The sequence below is a fragment of the Planotetraspora sp. GP83 genome, assembly GCF_041262585.1.
In the GTDB taxonomy this organism is placed as follows: Bacteria; Actinomycetota; Actinomycetes; order Streptosporangiales; family Streptosporangiaceae; genus JAOEGB01.
The window spans coordinates 1-15,012 of sequence record NZ_JBGCBZ010000035.1 but is presented as its reverse complement, the minus strand read 5'-3'; the positions used below and the strand labels follow the sequence as shown (position 1 = coordinate 15,012).

The following is a 15,012-nucleotide window of genomic DNA, read 5'->3' as shown; positions in this document are numbered from 1 at the left end:
CCCGAGCCGGATGGAGCGGAGAAACGTGACTGAACTGGTGCGATTCGAGACGGGCCGTGACGGCCACGTCGTCGTCGAGGTGGACGAGGACGAGCCGGGGGTACGGCGCGTAGGCCGGGTCGACGGCCTCGTGGAGGTGAGCAAGCGTTTCAAGGACGTGCTGGGCGGCGTCCGGGACGCCGCCGCGGACGCGCTGGAGGTGTTCCGCGACGAACGGCTCCGGCCGGACCAGATCGAGATCGAGATCGGGGTACGGCTGAACGCCGAGGTCGGCGCCGTGATCGCGAAGACGGCGTCCGAGGGCCACCTCGTCGTCAAGCTGACCTGGGAGGCCGAGACCGGACAGCCGAAGGCGGACCCGAAGGCGGACCCGGCGCACGCGCCGAAGGGACTGAAACGGTGACCGGACGTGCCGCCGACCGGCTGCTCGCGCTCACGGGCGGTGTGCTCCTGACGCTGATGGCGAGAACCTGAGGGACAACCCGCCTGCATACGCGTCGCGTAACGTCGGCGGCACGCGCCATGGTGATATGGCTGCGAACCAGCCCGGCCTGTCCCTTCTCGGGCGGATTCGCAAATTGCCGTCCGAGACTGTGCAGACTCTATGCACTGAACCAAAGACCTGCGAGTACTACGCGGCGGCGGTCCCCGGATACATCGGGCAGGTGACCGGCGAACTCGGCGCGCTCCTGCGCTCCATCGCCCCCTGACAGGAGCCCTCGCCTCCCGAGCACTGGGCCCACCAGCGCCACCCGACGGGAGATACCGCCTCGGACAGCGCACGGCAGCAGCCGCACCTATCGCGGCAGAAGCGGATGTCCAGCGCCGTCAGGGCGGACGGTCTATTGCGCGTGGCGGCGATCGCAACCCCGCGACGCTTACTCGGCCTGTCCATTCACCTCGAGCGTGACGCCTGGCTTCTCGGCCCAGAAGGCGAGCAATCCGGCGATCTCCTCCACCCTCGGGAACGGCTTTGTGTAGGACCAGACCACATCCTCGGCCACACCGTCACCGATCTGAACCGACCAGTAGGTGGCGTCGCCCTTGAACGGGCAGTGCGACGTCGTTGTCGATGATCTGAGCATGTCCATCTTCACGTCCGCCGACGGCAGGTAGTACCGCGGTGGACAGCCCGTCTCGGTGAGCACGATCGGCCGGGAGGAGGTCGCGACGACCACGTCCTTGACTCGCACCACGACCTGATCCGATACAGGCGTGACCTCGATTTCATGTCCTCGTACGTTCATAGACGGATCCCCTCAATCGTCCCCCGCAGCCGCCAGCGTAACGCTTCGCGGCAAGCCAGCGCGTTCGACCAGTGCTGCTCACGTCGACAGGGAGCGCTTGGTGGGCGCACCACGGACCACCCAGGACTGTCGTACCCCAGTGTCATGATGTTCGTCAGCCTGTCTACCGAGGCATCGAGGAGACCCGTGACCTGGCAGGTGGACCGCGTCGCGGCTTCGGTTCCATGCGGGTGCGGGTCACGGTCGGCGGGAGCACATGGAAGACCTCGATCTTCCCGGACAGCGCGTGGCAGCTACGCGCTGCCCATCGCACGTGCTGTCCGCACAGCCGAAGCCCTCGACGCAGGTGACATCGCGACCGTAACCGTCGTACTCATCGACTTTGACCACCGGGCCGACGAACCAGCATCAGAGCACGATCAGCGGCATGAGCGGATGTTTGCCGTGATGTGAAGGGCTTGTGCATCATCGACCGATGAGCGCCGAGCCCTTGCTGACACCCGGCATCGCCACGCCGGTCGTGGTTCCGGAGATCTCCTTGACCTGGGTCGCGGTGGTACATGACGTCGCCCGCGAGATCGGCGTGCGCGCTGACACGAGGCTGGAGCCACCGGGCCCCGGACGTAACCACTGGTTCGATTGAACCCCTCAAGGACCCGTTGAGCCACATGTATGCCCGACCAGCGGCATGTGAGTGTCGTGCTGGTCGGTTGCTCGGGCAGCCGCAGGTCCAGCATGCTCCGGGCGATGTCGGCCTAGGCGATCGCGGCGCCGAGCTGAGGTTGAAGGCGATTCGAACTTATCGCCGCCTACGCCGAGGCGGGGGCCGACCGCGTGGCGCTTACGCTGCCGACCCTGCCCGAGGCCGAGACTTTGCGCGTCGTGGACACGTTCGCTGCGCTCGTCAGTGACTTTCGGTAGCCATGCGGCTGGCGGGGCGGGGCTCACGGCCTCAGGTGGCACGCAGACTCCAGCCTGAACGACTCCGACTCGATCACGCACCCGGTTGAAGTCCTCGATGAGGTCTTGGACGACGTCGACGTCGCAGGCGCGGCTGGCGGAGACCAGTTCGGCTGCGGTGTCATGTTCAGAGGTGTCGACGTCGACACGTTTCGGCGGGCTCGATGCTGAAGGCGAGGGCGGCGGTGAGGTGCTGCTGCATACACACTCGCGCTAGCGGGTGGTCTTTCCAAGGGTCCGGCGGAGTGGGACGACTCATCGTGGAAGCACACGTCGAGGTGGTTAAGGCAGGCATCGGAGATCCCTCCAGGCCCGCGAGAAACACAGGATGAGTGAGTCTCCCACAGGTCATGTGGTCTTGCGCAGGAGGAGTGTGCCGCCGGGGAAGCGCTGGCCCGGGTTGGGCTGGCGAATCAGCCTGGCCAACTCGGTGAAGCCTGCCTGTCGGCTGAGTTCGGCGAGCAGGTCGATCGGCCAGCGGTAGGCGAGGACGACCTTGTGGTCGAAGGGTTCAAGCTCGGGCCCTTCGAAGAAGCCGAGGAGCAGGTGCCCACCGGGGGTGAGGATCCGGTGCATCTCCGCGAGGATTCCCGGAAGCTGCTGGGGCAGGGTGTGGATGATCGAATACCAGCTCAGCACTCCGCTGACGGAGGCGTCGGCGAGATCGAGGGCTGCCATGTCGCCGACCTTGAAGCGCATCTGCGGGTGGGCCTGCCTGGCGATCTCGATCAGGCGCGGGGACAGGTCGATGCCGAACGCGTCGACGCCGAGGCTGTGGAGGTGAGCGGCCATGCGGCCGGGGCCGCAGCCGAGCTCGACGACCGGGCCCTGCACGAGTTCGGCGAACAGGCCAAGGAGCGCGCGATCGAGCGGGTCCTCCTCAAGCTTGCCGCGGACGAAGTCGGTGTAGATGCTGGCGAGGGCGTCATAGGCATCGCGGACCTGGGAGGGCATGGCTGGGGATGGTAGCCCACGGCGGCGATCGTCCCAACCCGTACGGCGCAAGGACATCGCGGCCGCCGCGAGCACATGAGCGACACCGTTCGGGCCAGCGCCGGCCTGCTCTCCATCAGCAGACCGCAGACCTGATCCCAGTCCGGCAGATGTGACACCAGTCCCACCGAAGGCCTCAACGTCCCACCGCCAACCATGCACGAGCTCGTTAGACGCGGGTGTTCTCCACAAGCGCCCTCGTCATGTGCATCACCTGCGTAGGCGACATCCCCGACACAAGCAGGCGCCCAGGATCAAAAGCGTGGCCGGCCGCGCTGAACACCGCCGCGCACCTCTCGCGGACGATGGCATCCGGGTGCACCGCCGACCGGAACGGCTCGGTCACGGCCCAGGGACCGTGCGTTCCGACAACACTGACCTTGACGACCTGATCAAGCGTGGGTGAACCTTCGAGTCGGATGTCCGTTTCGGGGATTGACCGCGGATCGGCCGCCCGGAAGTAGTTCACGTCGTGCTCCCGGCCGGAGAAGACAGCGCCTACCGCGCCGCCCGCGCTGGTGCCGAGACAGCGAGTGCCGCATCGGTCCGGGACTCGTCAAGGTCCAGCAGGAGCGAGGCGGCCATCGCCGCGCCGAGACGCCCGGTGACGGCTCCGGGCAGCCACGCGCGCCGGTACAACCGGGTGCCGCCGAGGAGTTCTCACGTCGGCAGAGTTGGATGTCCTCCCCCGGCAGGGAACGACGCCCGCTCGGCGGCAGATGAGTGCATGCCCGCACGCGCGTGGCTAAAGAGGTTGAAAGGTCGGGGTCTCATGGCGGAGCCGGGTCGGTGATCAGGCCGGTGTGAGCCACGAACGCGTCCATCAGAGCGGGGCAGGTCGCGCTCCCCGGGGAGTGTCCGGGACGGATTTCGGGATAAGAGCTGGCTGGTCCCCCGAGGGAGGGCTTCGGCGCGTGGGGGATCGTTTCCGGAAAGCGTTCAAGATCAACTCAGTGTGGGTTTCAGGCTCATGTGGGCTGCCCCCTAAATGGTTTGCCCGCAGATGGCCCGCGCTGGGATGCTCGTCCGAGCAGGAGCGGAGAGGAAACCGCAAAGTGGCCGTCAGCGCATCCAGCAAGCCGTCCGAGTCCGAGCCGGAAGTCCGCACGGCGGCCGGCGTCCTGCGCGGCGGCCGGGAGGCGGGTCTGGCGGTCTTCCGCGGCATCCCGTTCGCTGAGCCGCCGGTCGGCGCCCTCCGTTTCGCCGCGCCGCGGCCGGTGCGCAGCTGGGACGGTGTGCGCCCGGCGGTCGCGTACGGCCCGCCGCCCCCGCAGTCCGGCGTGCTCGGGGTGTCCCAGGACACCGCCGGCGACGACTGGTTGACGATCAACGTCTGGACACCGGAACCGGATCCGGCGGCAGGGCTCCCGGTGATGGTGTGGATCCCCGGCGGCGCTTACGCCATGGGCAACTCCAGCCTCCCGCAATACGACGCCGGGCACCTGGCCGGGAGCGGAGCCGTAGTCGTGACCCTCAACTACCGCCTCGGTATTGAGGGTTTCGCGCAGATCGACGGAGCCCCGGCCAACCGGGGACTGCTCGACCAGGTCGCGGCCTTGCAGTGGGTGCGGGACAACATCCGGGTGTTCGGCGGCGACCCGGACCGGGTCACGGTCTTCGGCCAGTCGGCGGGCGGCGGATCGGTCGCCGCGCTGCTCGCCATGCCGCGCGCCGCCGGACTCTTCCGCCGGGCGGTCGCGCAGAGCGTGCCGGGGACGTTCTTCTCCCCCGAACTGGCCGCCGACATCGCCGCCGCCTGCGCCGCCGAGCTGGGGGTACGGCCCACGGTGTCCGGCCTGTCGGCGGTGGCCCCGGCCCGGCTGCCCGCCGCGGGCGACGCGATCTCCGCCAAGACGGTCCAATGGCGGGAGCGCTGGGGGCAGATCACACACCGGCCGATCCCGTTCGCACCGGTTGTCGACGGTGACGTCCTGCCGGCGACCCCTTGGCAGGCGCTGGCTGACGGCGCCGCCCGGGACGTCGGACTTCTCGTCGGGCACACTCGTGACGAGCACCGGTTGTTCAGCCTGATCGACGGCGTGCTCGGCCAGGTCACGCACGAGCAGACCGAGACCGCTCTGCACATGCTCGCCCCCGGCGCGGACGGTGCACGCCGGTATCGGGAGGCATTCCCGGCCGCGGCCGATGAGGAGCTGTATGAACTGGTCAACGCGGACTGGTTGTTCCGCATGCCGAGCCTCCACCTCGCCGACGCGCAGATCGCCGGCGGCGGCCAGGCCCACCTCTACGAACTGACCTGGTCCGCCCCGGGATTGGGCGGTGGCCTCGGCGCCTGCCACGGCCTGGACGTGCCGCTCGTCTTCGGCAACCTGAGCAGCGGACAGCCCGCCATGCTGATCGGCGACCCGCCCTCCCCTGTGGCGGAGGAGCTGTCCACGCAGATCCGCAGGGCGTGGACGGCGTTCGCCGCTCACGGCGACCCGGGCTGGCCTCCGTACGATGCCGACCACCGCCTCGCACAGCTCTTCGACACGCCGTCGATGGTCACCGTCTACCCGGAAGAGACCTCGCGGCTGCTGTGGCAGGACCACACCTTCCCGGCGCTCCCGCTGCTCGCGCGGTAAACGTACAGGCATAAGTTCTGCGTGCATCGGCCGCCGATCTCCTGGTAAGTGGACCGACAACGGTCTTGTCTCCGCCTCGAAGGTCGGCACTCCCCTGGACTCGCACAACGTACGGCGGGCATGCCGGGAGATCATGAAAGACGCCGGGCTGAAAGCCAAGGACTGGACGCCCAGAGAGATGCGGCACAGCTTCGTCTCGCTGCTCTCCGACTCCATCCGGCGTCCCGCTGGAAGACATCGCCCCGCCTGGTCGGCCACAGCGGGACAGCCGTCACCGAGGCGGTCTACCGCAAGCAGATCCGCCCAGTCCTCCTCGGCGGCGCAGAGATGATGGATCGCATCTTCTCCTGACCGCCTGACAACCTGACGGCTATCACTCAGCAATACCAAGGGTGTCACTGATTACAGTGACACCCTTCTGACATGCGCAAGCAACTCGATAGAGCAGGATTTGAACCTGCCACCCCTTTATACGAGAGCATCGCCCCCAACCGCGGTCAGCCAGGCCGTCGCGGAAGCCAGTCCACTGCGAGCAGACCGCCTAGCCCTGCGGGGAATACGGCGCCGGCAGACCCATCTCCGTGTCATCGGTGACAGTCACTCAGTCAGTCACTCAGCTCTTTCGCGCCATGGCAGGTGGGAGAAACGCGGCAAGGGCCGTACGACGCGCTTCTCACGGAAGCGGCCGTACGGCCCTTGTCACACCTCGCGGCGGCGAGTGTCTCGTGGATCTCGCCGTGGAGACGCTAGGTACGCATCACCCTGGACAAGGCGCCCGCGCGACCCGGCCACACGGCGATTTGCCGCCGGACGACCGACAGCGGATCAGGAGACGCGGTCTAGCTAGAGGTTCTTGATGAGACCACCGTCGACGCGGATGATCGCACCGCTCACGTACTCGGCCAGCGGGCTCGTCAGGAAGAGCACGGCGAAGGCGATCTCATCGGGGTAGCCCATGCGGTTCCGGTCGTTCGGGATGAGCTCGGCCGTTGCCGCGGGCTCGATCTCCTCCCAGGTGTTGCCCCACCCACGGGCGGGCCCGATCCCCATGAGCAAGTCCTTGACCGAGTCGACCAGGATCGCGCCCGGAGCCACGACGTTCGACGTCACGCCGGTGCCGGCCAGCTCACGCGCCAGGGAAAGCGCGAGGTTGTGGCGCGCTGCGAGCGTCGCGTTGTACTGCGGGTGCCCCGGCATAGGCACGATGCCGAGCCCTCCGCCGATTTGAATCACCCGTCCCCACCCGCGCTCACGCATCTGCGGCACGAAGTGCCTGATCATCTGCACACCGGAGATCACGTTGACTTCGTAGGCGTCGCGCCATTCCTCAGGGGTGGTGTTGGTCCAGGACACGTGCCGGTAGTAGCCGGCGTTGTTGACGAGGATGTCGATCGGCCCGCCGGCCAGCGTCGCGGCGGCCACGGCGTCGGCGCCCTCGTCTGTCGCCAGGTCTCCGAGCGCGACGTCCGCACGCCCGCCGGCGGCGCGGATGGACTCGGCCACCGCCTCCGTCCTGTCCTTGTCGCGGCCGTGCACCACCACGGCGGCGCCCTCGGCCGCGAGCATCTTGACCATCGCCTCGCCGAGACCGGAGCTCGACCCCGTCACCAACGCGCGCTTGCCCGTGAGCTGATAATCCATGATCTTCTACTTTCCTTCGTTTCGTAGTCCCGCTCATGTGCCTGACGTATCGGGAAGACCTTCCGAGGCCGACGTGGCCGCGGCGCTGTGAGGCGGATGCCACCTGATGCGCGTCGCGAGGGACGGCCAATCGGGCCGGAGCGGAGGTTTACCTCCGATAAACCGGAGGCACTCCTCCACACTAGCGGAGGAGTGCCTCCGCAACAAGTAAAGGTTTCCCTGATGCCGGTCCCTGGCTTTGGCGGCTCACCGGAGCCAGGACGTGAGCTCATCAAGCACCGTGGTCAGACGTTGATGGTCTTGTATTCGATGAACTGGGTCAGGCCCACGGCGCCCATCTCGCGACCGATCCCGCTCGACTTGTAGCCACCGAAGGGGCCGTCGAACCCGACGGGTGCGGCGTTGACCATAAAAAAGCCGGTGCGGATGCGCCGGGCGATCTCAAGACCGCGCTCGGTGTCCGTCGTCCACACGCCGCCGCCCAGGCCGTACGGCGAGTCGTTGGCGATCCGCACGGCGTCCTCCTCGTCCTCGTACGGAATGACGACGAGGACCGGACCGAAGATTTCCTCCCAGGCGATGCGCATGCTGTTGTCGACATCGGCGAACAGCGTCGGACGCACGTAGAAGCCGCTCTCCAGTCCTTCCGGCACCTCGGGGCCGCCGGTGACCAGGCGTGCCCCCTCCTCGATGCCGAGCCTGATGTAGCTCTGGACGCGCTTTTGCTGGTTGGCCCTGACCATCGGGCCGATGAACGTCGCCGGATCGGACGGGTCGCCGACCTTCAGCGACTCGACGAGATCCTTCAGCGCCGCGACGACCTCCTCGTACCGGCTGCGCGGGGCCAGGATGCGGGTGTGGGCCTGGCAGTTCTCCGTGTTGTTCGCGAACGACGCGAACTTCAGGCCTTCGGTCACAGCGGTGAGGTTTGCATCCCGCTCCACCCGGATGTTCCGGGCGGCCGCGGCGTCACAGAAGGCGGCGAAGTGCTCGGCGAGAACGTCGACGCCGAGGGCGCCGCGATCGAAGGCTCCGGCGACCAGGATCGTGTCCAGCCCGAAGGCGGACGCCAGATCGAGGCAGTGCTCCGCCGGGAAGTCGAAGCGTTCCTTGATCCAGGGCAGCGGATCCGACTGGTACCACAGCGGCGCCCAGCTGGAAACGCCCTCCAGCTGGGTAAACCTGATCCCCCTCGCCTGCGCCTGGGCGACGATGTCGGCGGCGCTGCGACCGGAGGAGAGCAACTGGTGGATCATGAGCGGACTGATCGTCGCGCTGGTGAACCCGCCCGCGGCGGCGGCTTCGATGATGGCGTCGAGGCCACGCGACCCGAGGCTTCCCGGCCAGAACAGCAGCTCCGGCGAGGACCAGCCTTGCTCGACAGGGGGACCGTCCGTGTGCGTCATGATCAGACCTCACCATCGGCGTCGGCGACGATCGCGGTGAAGCCCTCCGGGCGCTCTCCCCTGGCCGCTCTCAGAACGCTTTTTGATGCGGCGCGGATCAGGTGGCACTCCGTCCTGTCCGATGAAGCATCCGGCCGACGCGATGGCGGTCTGCATGGTCCTGTCTCCTCTCGATTGGTGATGGTTGGTTGGGATGCCGCGCGGCCGGCACGCCAGGGCAATCTCGCTCGGCGGACGACGTACGGGCTAGCGGGTCTCGGCCGGTGACGGGACGGTGGTCTCGCCCGGGGTGGGGACCGCGACCGCCGCATGCGCTCCCGTGCGATGCGCTGCCGGGACCAGCAGCGCCACAACGACGGTGACCGCCGAGATCACCGCCAGCAGAACGAACCCATGGGTGAAGCCCGACTCGGCCGGCACGCCATCACGCTGTGGGTGCGCGATGACGATGGAGCTGACGACGGCGGTGCCGATCGAGCCGCCGATGTTACGGATGTTGGCGTTCATGCCGCTGGCGGCGCCGGTCTGCCCCGCGGGCACGTTCTGAACGATCAGGCTGGTCATCGCGGAGTAGGCCAGGCCGAGACCGAGTCCGAAGATGGCGCCGGCGACCGCGAGCTGCCACGGCTGGTCGTGGTAGGCGGCGAACCGGCGCACGAGATGACGCCGAACAGCGAGCCCCACACCAGCTGCGCCTTCACGCCGACCACTGGAGCGATCGGACCGCTGAGAGACCCGCTCAGAGCCATCGTCACCAGCATGGGAAGCAGCAGCAACCCGGCCTCGGTGACACTTGAACCGAATCCATAGCCCGCGGCCGGCGCAGTCTGGAAGAACTCGGGCAGGAACGCGACGACCGAGAACATGCACGCACCGAACAGCAGCGCCACCAGGTTGGTCGTCCACACCGCCGGAAGGCGCATCATGCGCATGTCGATCAGCGGGTCGCGGGAGCGCAACTCGACGAGTACCCACGCGACCACGGCGACGACCAACGGCACGATCACCTTCGCCGAGGTCCCGCCCCACGAGGTGGCCTCACTGAGCGGTACGAGCAACGCGACGAGCCATAGCGACAGCAGCGCCGCCACCAGCCAGTCGACCCGCCCAGGCATGCGCACCGGTGACTCCGGGACGTACCTGTGGGCCAAGAACGCGGTGGCCACGACGAAGATCAGCGGAATCCAGAACAGCCGCCGCAGCGACTGCAGCATCGCGAACGTAGCCGCGGCGGCCGACAGCACCAGAATGTCAGCCGTGCGGACGACGTTTTGCTTGGCATGCGAAATCCTTCTTCGGGGGTGAAAATCTACGGGGGGCGGCTCGGCGACCGAGGCCGGCGTATATGCGGCCACATGCGCATCGCCGGACGGGCGGGCGAGCGATCAGCCTGCTAAAGTTGAGGCGTGCCTCCACAATACCGGAGGTGCTCCTCCAGAATATCGGAGGCACACCTCCGCAACAAGTAAAGCTTCCCAGCAGGGAGGAATCGGTGACAGACAAGGCGGAACCACTACCACACGTCGCGGTACGGCGGCCGCATCGGGCCGACGCGCGACGCAACTTCGACGCGTTGCTCAACGCCGCCCGCGAAGCGTTCGCCGAGCACGGCACCGGAGCGTCGCTGGAAGAGATCGCCCGCCGCGCAGGTGTCGGGATCGGCACGCTGTACCGCAACTTCCCGACCCGCCAGGACCTGTTCGACAGCGTGTACGTCGGCGAGGTCGAGGAGCTCTGCCGAGCGGCGGAAGAGGTCGCCGACCTGCCCCCGTGGGATGCCTTCGTCGCCTGGTTGCGGTGCTTCGTCGGCTATATCGCCACTAAGCGAGCCATCTACGAGGCACTCAACCGCGACTCCGAGATGTTTCGGTCTTGCAGGGTCGCCATGTACGCCGCGGGAGAACCCCTGCTGGCCAGAGCTCAGGAGGCCGGAGAGGCCCGCGTGGATGCGAGCTTCGACGACATCCTGCGAATGATCAGCGGCATCACGGCCGCAGGCTATGTCGACGAAACCCAGCGCGAGCGCGTGCTGGGGTTCGCCCTCGACGGCCTGCGGGTGCACGAGCACACGGCGCAAAACGCCGGTGAGCAAAGCACGGAGTCGATCCGGGGCCACTGATCCGGATCGCGGAACCGTATCGGGTCGATTCCGGCGTGGCACACCGCACGGAAAGATCAACGGTGTGCCCACGCGGGCACACCGCTCCGACAAGACTGAGGCGAACGCCGCTGAACCCGGCACAACCCCATGGTCGCGAACTGCCGAAAGACCAAACTCGCAGGTGAGAACCCTCTTACTGGTCCGGTTCGACTCCCGTCACCCGCTCCACTCTCACATAGGCCCTGACCAGGCGATCCCTTGATCACTGGTCACGCCTTTGATCTTCATGGGCATACCGTGGGCATACCGACCATAATGATCTTGCGAATTCCCTTAGGCATGCGATCTGACCAGCTGAAACTAGCTGCGTGGCAAGCATCGAGAAGCGAACAACCAAGCGGAACGGAGTTGACCCTGCGCGGTGGTGGGCGTGCAGGGCCCGCGACAGGCGGTCTTGACGGCAGGGGTCATGGGTTCCCTTCGCGTACGATGCGGCCGGGGAGGCTCCCGATCATCCGCCCTCCTGCCGCGGGCTAGTCCGTCACTCCACCATGGCTGCCACGAAGGCCGTCACGGCACGGGCGAAGGCGTCCGGCTCTTCGACGTGACCGAGATGGCCGCTGTTCTCCAACAGGACCAGCTCGGCGCGGGGAATCCCGTCGGCCAACTCCCCTGCCGGCAGCACACCAGGAGAAGATGGCAGTGCCTTTGCCGGGGCGGAAGCGGCCCGCCCACGGCCGTCACATCGACGACTCCGCGATGAAGTCGACGACCGCGGACGTGAAGGCGTCGGGCTCCTCGATATGGCCGAAGTGGCCGCTGTGCTCCAGGACGGCCAGGCGGGCGCCGGGGATGAGCTTGTGGAGGTCGCGGCCCCAGCGCATGCCGCAGATTACGTCGTAGCGGCCGGCGATCACCAGGGTCGGCACGACCATCGAACCGAGATCCTCCCGGTCGTCGATGACCTCGGGGACGAGGTGCTCGTCGAGGCCGGAGATGTACGTGCCGCTCACCGCCGCCCGCAGGGGTGCGAACTCCTCCTTGCGTCCCCAATAGTCGGCCATGTACGCCGGGAAAATGCCCCGGGCGACGGCGGTGACCTGCTCGTCGCTGGAGATGGCCCCCATCGCCTGGGCGGCCGCGAGAACCTCAGGCAACTCGGGGTTGCCCGCGTTCCGGCGGGCGAAGTCCTCCATCAGGGTCATGGCCTCGGCGATGTGCTCAGGCCCGGTCAGGGGAGCGCTCTCATACAGGATGACGCCGGCGACGCGGTTGGGGTGCCGCAGGGCGCAGTACTGCGCCACAAACCCCCCGTGCGAGTGTCCCAAGAGGTACGCCTTCGGCAGCCCGAGGTGGTCGAGCAAGCCGAGAAGCGCTCGGGTATACCGGGCCCGCGTGTATCCGTTGGGGTGTGAGGGGAGGCGGCCCGAGCCGCCCGTGCCGATCGGCTCCACGTACACCATGGTCAGGTGGCGCTCCAGGGCCGGCTCCCGCAGATATTCCCAGAAGATTCCCGGTCCGCCGGGGTGGGCGAGGCAGACCGGCCCCGTGCCATGAACGTGGTAGCGCTGGGCGATTCCGTCGATCTCCACGGTATGGACGCCAGAGGTCAGGGAGTCGGTCGTGCGGGTGTCCATATGTTTCTCCGGTCAACGTAGTGTTACGGACACCGACAAGACGTGGAGAGCGCGCCGAAGTTCGAACGCCGGGCTATGACGTGCATCACAGTCCGAATGTCACGCGGCCTGCACGTGGAACAGGCGGAGCTGGCTCACGCGACCGTCTTCCAGGGACATCACCCAGGTCACGGCGGGCGGACAATGCTCGGGGTCGTCGACCGGGTTGATGAGGTCCATCTCCCAGATGGTGGTGTCGCGGCTGGTGAACCCGTCGACGAAACGCTGGTGCACCCCCGCCTCCAGGTCGGACTCCATGCCCCGGATCAGAAGCTCGCGTCCCCCGACTGGCTGCCGCCCGGCGAAGAAGGTGACGTCGGGCGCCCACCGCTCGGTCAGAAGCCTGCGGAACTCGCCTTGCTCCGCGGCGGCCAGGGTCTCCAGGGCGTCCTTGCGGCTCGCCGCGGCGAGCGCCGCCGCGTCGGCGTGCGCCTCGCTCGCGGTCGTCGCCAGCGCCTCGGCGAGCTTGGCCCTCGCCTGGCTGAGCCGGCTGCGCACGGTGCCGATGGGCACCCCGCACACCGCCGCGATCTGCTCGTACGACGTGACCCTGCTGCTGAAGTGCCTGAGCATGACGGTCATGCGCAGCGGCGGAGACAGCTCCTCGATCGCGCGCCAGATCCAGTCCCGCATGGCGTGCCGCTCCAGTAACCGCTCCGGACTCTCGTCGTCAGCGGCGGCCAGCACCAGGTCGTCTAGGGGGCGCGGCTGCCAGGCGGAGCGCAGCCGGGTGCGGCAGGCGTTGCGCACGATCATCCGCAGCCACGCGCCGACGGCCTCCGGATCCCTGAGGTCGCCGATGCGCCGGAGCGCGACCACCGCCGCGTCCTGCACGGCGTCCTCCACGTCGGAGCCGTGCCCGAGCAGGCTCAGCGCCACCGCCCGCATGCCGGCCTCGTGCCGCAGGAGCAGAGTCCCCAGCGCGTCGACGTCACCGGACCCGGCAGCACGCGCGAGTTCCCCGTCCGACAGCCCCATGCTGGTCACACTCATCCCCCTGGGGCGAACAGCGCCGATTCAGTTCCCTCGTCGTCCGGCAGCTCGACCAGCTCGGACTCGATCTTGGCGTCGAGGAACACCGCCTCAGCCGGGGCGACGATCGCCGGCAGCTTGCCCGCAAATCGGCGTCCACCAGCTCGACGATGCCGATGCTCAGGCTCACGTAGGCCGAGTTTACGGGCCGAAGCCAGTGCGCCGGACATCAGCCGCGTCGGCGACGGCCTGTGCGCGCCTCCCCCTCCGAGAGTGGACGACCTGGGATCATCGGCCTCGGGGATCAATTGAGCAGCCGTTAGCGGTAAGGCTGGGACGCGACGCCGCCGAGCTCACCGCGCTGGCGGACCACCTCACCGCGCATGGCCTGGTCCTGGAGATGCTGGCCGGTCCGCTGCCCGGCATTACGACCCGTCCGGCCCCGGCCGGATGCTCTTAAGGTTCTTCGCGGCGATGGCCGAGACCGAGCGCGAAAGCATCCGCGAAGCCACCCTCGAAGGGCTCGCCGCCCGCCGCCCGCAAGGGCAGGCACGGCGGCCGGCCGCCCGTCATCACCGATGACATGCTGCACCCTGCTGCGACGCCGGGCGAACGGCGAGTCTGTCGAGCAGATCCGCCCGGACCTGAATCATCCCCACCGGCAAGCGCAAGGGCCAGAACCCCGGCCCCGCCAGCATCTACCGCGCACTCGCCGAGCACGAGAAGAAGAGGGCCTACCCGGGAAGCCGTCGCCCAGGCCCACGCCGACTTCGCCGACCTTCAAACCGCTGGGGCCCCGGAGCGGGCTTAGCGCTAACGGCTGCCCCATTGATCCCCGACGCCGTCGGCGGCGGCGAATGCTCCTGCTGGGCGTGCGAACCGAGCAAAGCCCTGCTGCGGCCCGCACTCCTGCGTGCCGACGCCGGAATTCTTCGACGTGCTCATCCAGGCTGCCGATGAGGTTGAACGAGCTATCGTCAAGTCGAAGCTGAGTCCTGAAGAGCAGGACCTGCTGCTCTCGTTTTACGGCCACTTCGCCGGCAAGAACTCGTTGCAAAACGTCGTGATCTTGCGTCTCTGTCTAGAAGGGCCCACAGGGTAGCGAGACCGCCGCTTGATCCATCCCGACACGGCCGCGGGGACCCCCGCGACCGTACCTCTCATGCTGAGTGACCTGCGGGAACAGACTAAAGATCATTCCGCAAATACTCCGCGGACAGCGGCCGAGGGCTGCCCAGGGTGGCGTACGGCTGCACATGACCGAGACGAGCAACGGCGTCTGAGCCGAGCGAATCCGCTGGTCAGACGCCGTTTTGGCTGGTTGAGCGGAGAGCGTGGTGTTCTGGTTCAGGACATAGGAAACGGGTGTCTCGAGACATAGGAAACCCCGGTGGAGCATGTCTCCAGAGATAGGAAACACGGGGAGTTAGG

General features: G+C 67.7%; 19 protein-coding genes. 8 read left to right on the top strand and 11 right to left on the bottom strand.

The window, feature by feature from the left end:
- Nucleotides 1-25: 25 nt before the first annotated feature.
- Together ABH927_RS32135 and ABH927_RS32130 are read left to right on the top strand one after the other, a co-directional pair.
- The gene (locus tag ABH927_RS32135; protein WP_370027869.1) at nucleotides 26-403 is read left to right on the top strand and encodes a CU044_2847 family protein; all 378 of its coding nucleotides are present in this window, start codon (nucleotides 26-28) and stop codon (nucleotides 401-403) included.
- Nucleotides 404-530: 127 nt separating this feature from the next.
- On the top strand, nucleotides 531-710 hold the full coding sequence (locus ABH927_RS32130) for a hypothetical protein (RefSeq protein ID WP_370027867.1): 180 nt from the start codon (nucleotides 531-533) through the stop codon (nucleotides 708-710).
- 168 nt (nucleotides 711-878) lie between these two features.
- On the opposite strand, the gene ABH927_RS32125 is transcribed toward ABH927_RS32130, so the two are convergent.
- A complete protein-coding gene (locus ABH927_RS32125; RefSeq protein WP_370027864.1) occupies nucleotides 879-1,247 on the bottom strand; it encodes a DUF427 domain-containing protein in 369 nt (122 codons plus the stop codon).
- Nucleotides 1,248-1,318: 71 nt separating this feature from the next.
- Between ABH927_RS32125 and ABH927_RS32120 the strand changes: the two genes are divergently transcribed.
- Together ABH927_RS32120 and ABH927_RS32115 are read left to right on the top strand one after the other, a co-directional pair.
- Nucleotides 1,319-1,597 (top strand): DUF1905 domain-containing protein, encoded by a 279-nt coding sequence (locus tag ABH927_RS32120; protein ID WP_370027863.1) that lies wholly within the window; start codon nucleotides 1,319-1,321, stop codon nucleotides 1,595-1,597.
- 125 nt (nucleotides 1,598-1,722) lie between these two features.
- Nucleotides 1,723-1,890 (top strand): hypothetical protein, encoded by a 168-nt coding sequence (locus tag ABH927_RS32115; protein WP_370027861.1) that lies wholly within the window; start codon nucleotides 1,723-1,725, stop codon nucleotides 1,888-1,890.
- Nucleotides 1,891-2,555: 665 nt separating this feature from the next.
- Here the strand turns inward: ABH927_RS32115 and ABH927_RS32110 are convergent.
- Together ABH927_RS32110 and ABH927_RS32105 are read right to left on the bottom strand one after the other, a co-directional pair.
- Entirely contained in the window at nucleotides 2,556-3,161 is a 606-nt protein-coding gene (locus ABH927_RS32110) for a class I SAM-dependent methyltransferase (RefSeq protein ID WP_370027859.1), read from the bottom strand.
- Between the two features lie 208 nt (nucleotides 3,162-3,369).
- The gene (locus ABH927_RS32105) at nucleotides 3,370-3,669 is read right to left on the bottom strand and encodes a hypothetical protein (RefSeq protein WP_370027857.1); all 300 of its coding nucleotides are present in this window, start codon (nucleotides 3,667-3,669) and stop codon (nucleotides 3,370-3,372) included.
- Nucleotides 3,670-4,255: 586 nt separating this feature from the next.
- Here ABH927_RS32105 and ABH927_RS32100 point away from each other — a divergent pair.
- Nucleotides 4,256-5,785, top strand: a complete 1,530-nt coding sequence (locus ABH927_RS32100; RefSeq protein ID WP_370027855.1) for a carboxylesterase/lipase family protein — start codon at nucleotides 4,256-4,258, stop codon at nucleotides 5,783-5,785.
- 843 nt (nucleotides 5,786-6,628) lie between these two features.
- Here ABH927_RS32100 and ABH927_RS32095 read toward each other — a convergent pair.
- From ABH927_RS32095 to ABH927_RS32080, 4 genes are all read right to left on the bottom strand, one after another.
- Nucleotides 6,629-7,426 (bottom strand): SDR family NAD(P)-dependent oxidoreductase, encoded by a 798-nt coding sequence (locus ABH927_RS32095; RefSeq protein ID WP_370027853.1) that lies wholly within the window; start codon nucleotides 7,424-7,426, stop codon nucleotides 6,629-6,631.
- Nucleotides 7,427-7,710: 284 nt separating this feature from the next.
- Nucleotides 7,711-8,832, bottom strand: a complete 1,122-nt coding sequence (locus ABH927_RS32090; protein WP_370027851.1) for an aldehyde dehydrogenase family protein — start codon at nucleotides 8,830-8,832, stop codon at nucleotides 7,711-7,713.
- Between the two features lie 246 nt (nucleotides 8,833-9,078).
- The gene (locus ABH927_RS32085) at nucleotides 9,079-9,396 is read right to left on the bottom strand and encodes a hypothetical protein (RefSeq protein ID WP_370027849.1); all 318 of its coding nucleotides are present in this window, start codon (nucleotides 9,394-9,396) and stop codon (nucleotides 9,079-9,081) included.
- Complete coding sequence (locus ABH927_RS32080; RefSeq protein WP_370027847.1) at nucleotides 9,393-10,076, bottom strand: hypothetical protein; 684 nt, start codon at nucleotides 10,074-10,076, stop codon at nucleotides 9,393-9,395. Before ABH927_RS32080 ends, ABH927_RS32085 begins: the two co-directional genes overlap by 4 nt.
- Before the next feature lie 182 nt (nucleotides 10,077-10,258).
- On the opposite strand from ABH927_RS32080, the gene ABH927_RS32075 reads away from it, so the two are divergent.
- Nucleotides 10,259-10,951 (top strand): TetR/AcrR family transcriptional regulator, encoded by a 693-nt coding sequence (locus ABH927_RS32075; RefSeq protein ID WP_370027845.1) that lies wholly within the window; start codon nucleotides 10,259-10,261, stop codon nucleotides 10,949-10,951.
- 523 nt (nucleotides 10,952-11,474) lie between these two features.
- On the opposite strand, the gene ABH927_RS32070 is transcribed toward ABH927_RS32075, so the two are convergent.
- The 4 genes from ABH927_RS32070 to ABH927_RS32055 all read right to left on the bottom strand — a co-directional run bounded on the left by ABH927_RS32070 (nucleotide 11,475) and on the right by ABH927_RS32055 (nucleotide 13,811).
- The gene (locus ABH927_RS32070; RefSeq protein WP_370027843.1) at nucleotides 11,475-11,618 is read right to left on the bottom strand and encodes an alpha/beta fold hydrolase; all 144 of its coding nucleotides are present in this window, start codon (nucleotides 11,616-11,618) and stop codon (nucleotides 11,475-11,477) included.
- Nucleotides 11,619-11,673: 55 nt separating this feature from the next.
- The gene (locus ABH927_RS32065; protein WP_370027841.1) at nucleotides 11,674-12,570 is read right to left on the bottom strand and encodes an alpha/beta fold hydrolase; all 897 of its coding nucleotides are present in this window, start codon (nucleotides 12,568-12,570) and stop codon (nucleotides 11,674-11,676) included.
- A 99-nt stretch (nucleotides 12,571-12,669) separates the two neighbouring features.
- The gene (locus ABH927_RS32060; RefSeq protein ID WP_370027956.1) at nucleotides 12,670-13,587 is read right to left on the bottom strand and encodes an RNA polymerase sigma factor; all 918 of its coding nucleotides are present in this window, start codon (nucleotides 13,585-13,587) and stop codon (nucleotides 12,670-12,672) included.
- 11 nt (nucleotides 13,588-13,598) lie between these two features.
- Nucleotides 13,599-13,811 carry a hypothetical protein gene (locus ABH927_RS32055; protein WP_370027960.1) on the bottom strand — a complete coding sequence of 71 codons (213 nt, stop codon included), beginning with the start codon at nucleotides 13,809-13,811 and terminating at the stop codon, nucleotides 13,599-13,601.
- Between the two features lie 220 nt (nucleotides 13,812-14,031).
- Here ABH927_RS32055 and ABH927_RS32050 point away from each other — a divergent pair, with 220 nt between their 5' ends.
- Both ABH927_RS32050 and ABH927_RS32045 read left to right on the top strand, forming a co-directional pair.
- Nucleotides 14,032-14,163, top strand: a complete 132-nt coding sequence (locus ABH927_RS32050; RefSeq protein WP_370027839.1) for a hypothetical protein — start codon at nucleotides 14,032-14,034, stop codon at nucleotides 14,161-14,163.
- A 331-nt stretch (nucleotides 14,164-14,494) separates the two neighbouring features.
- Nucleotides 14,495-14,683: a hypothetical protein gene (locus ABH927_RS32045; protein ID WP_370027837.1), complete on the top strand. Its 189-nt coding sequence runs from the start codon at nucleotides 14,495-14,497 to the stop codon at nucleotides 14,681-14,683.
- Nucleotides 14,684-15,012: the final 329 nt, after the last annotated feature.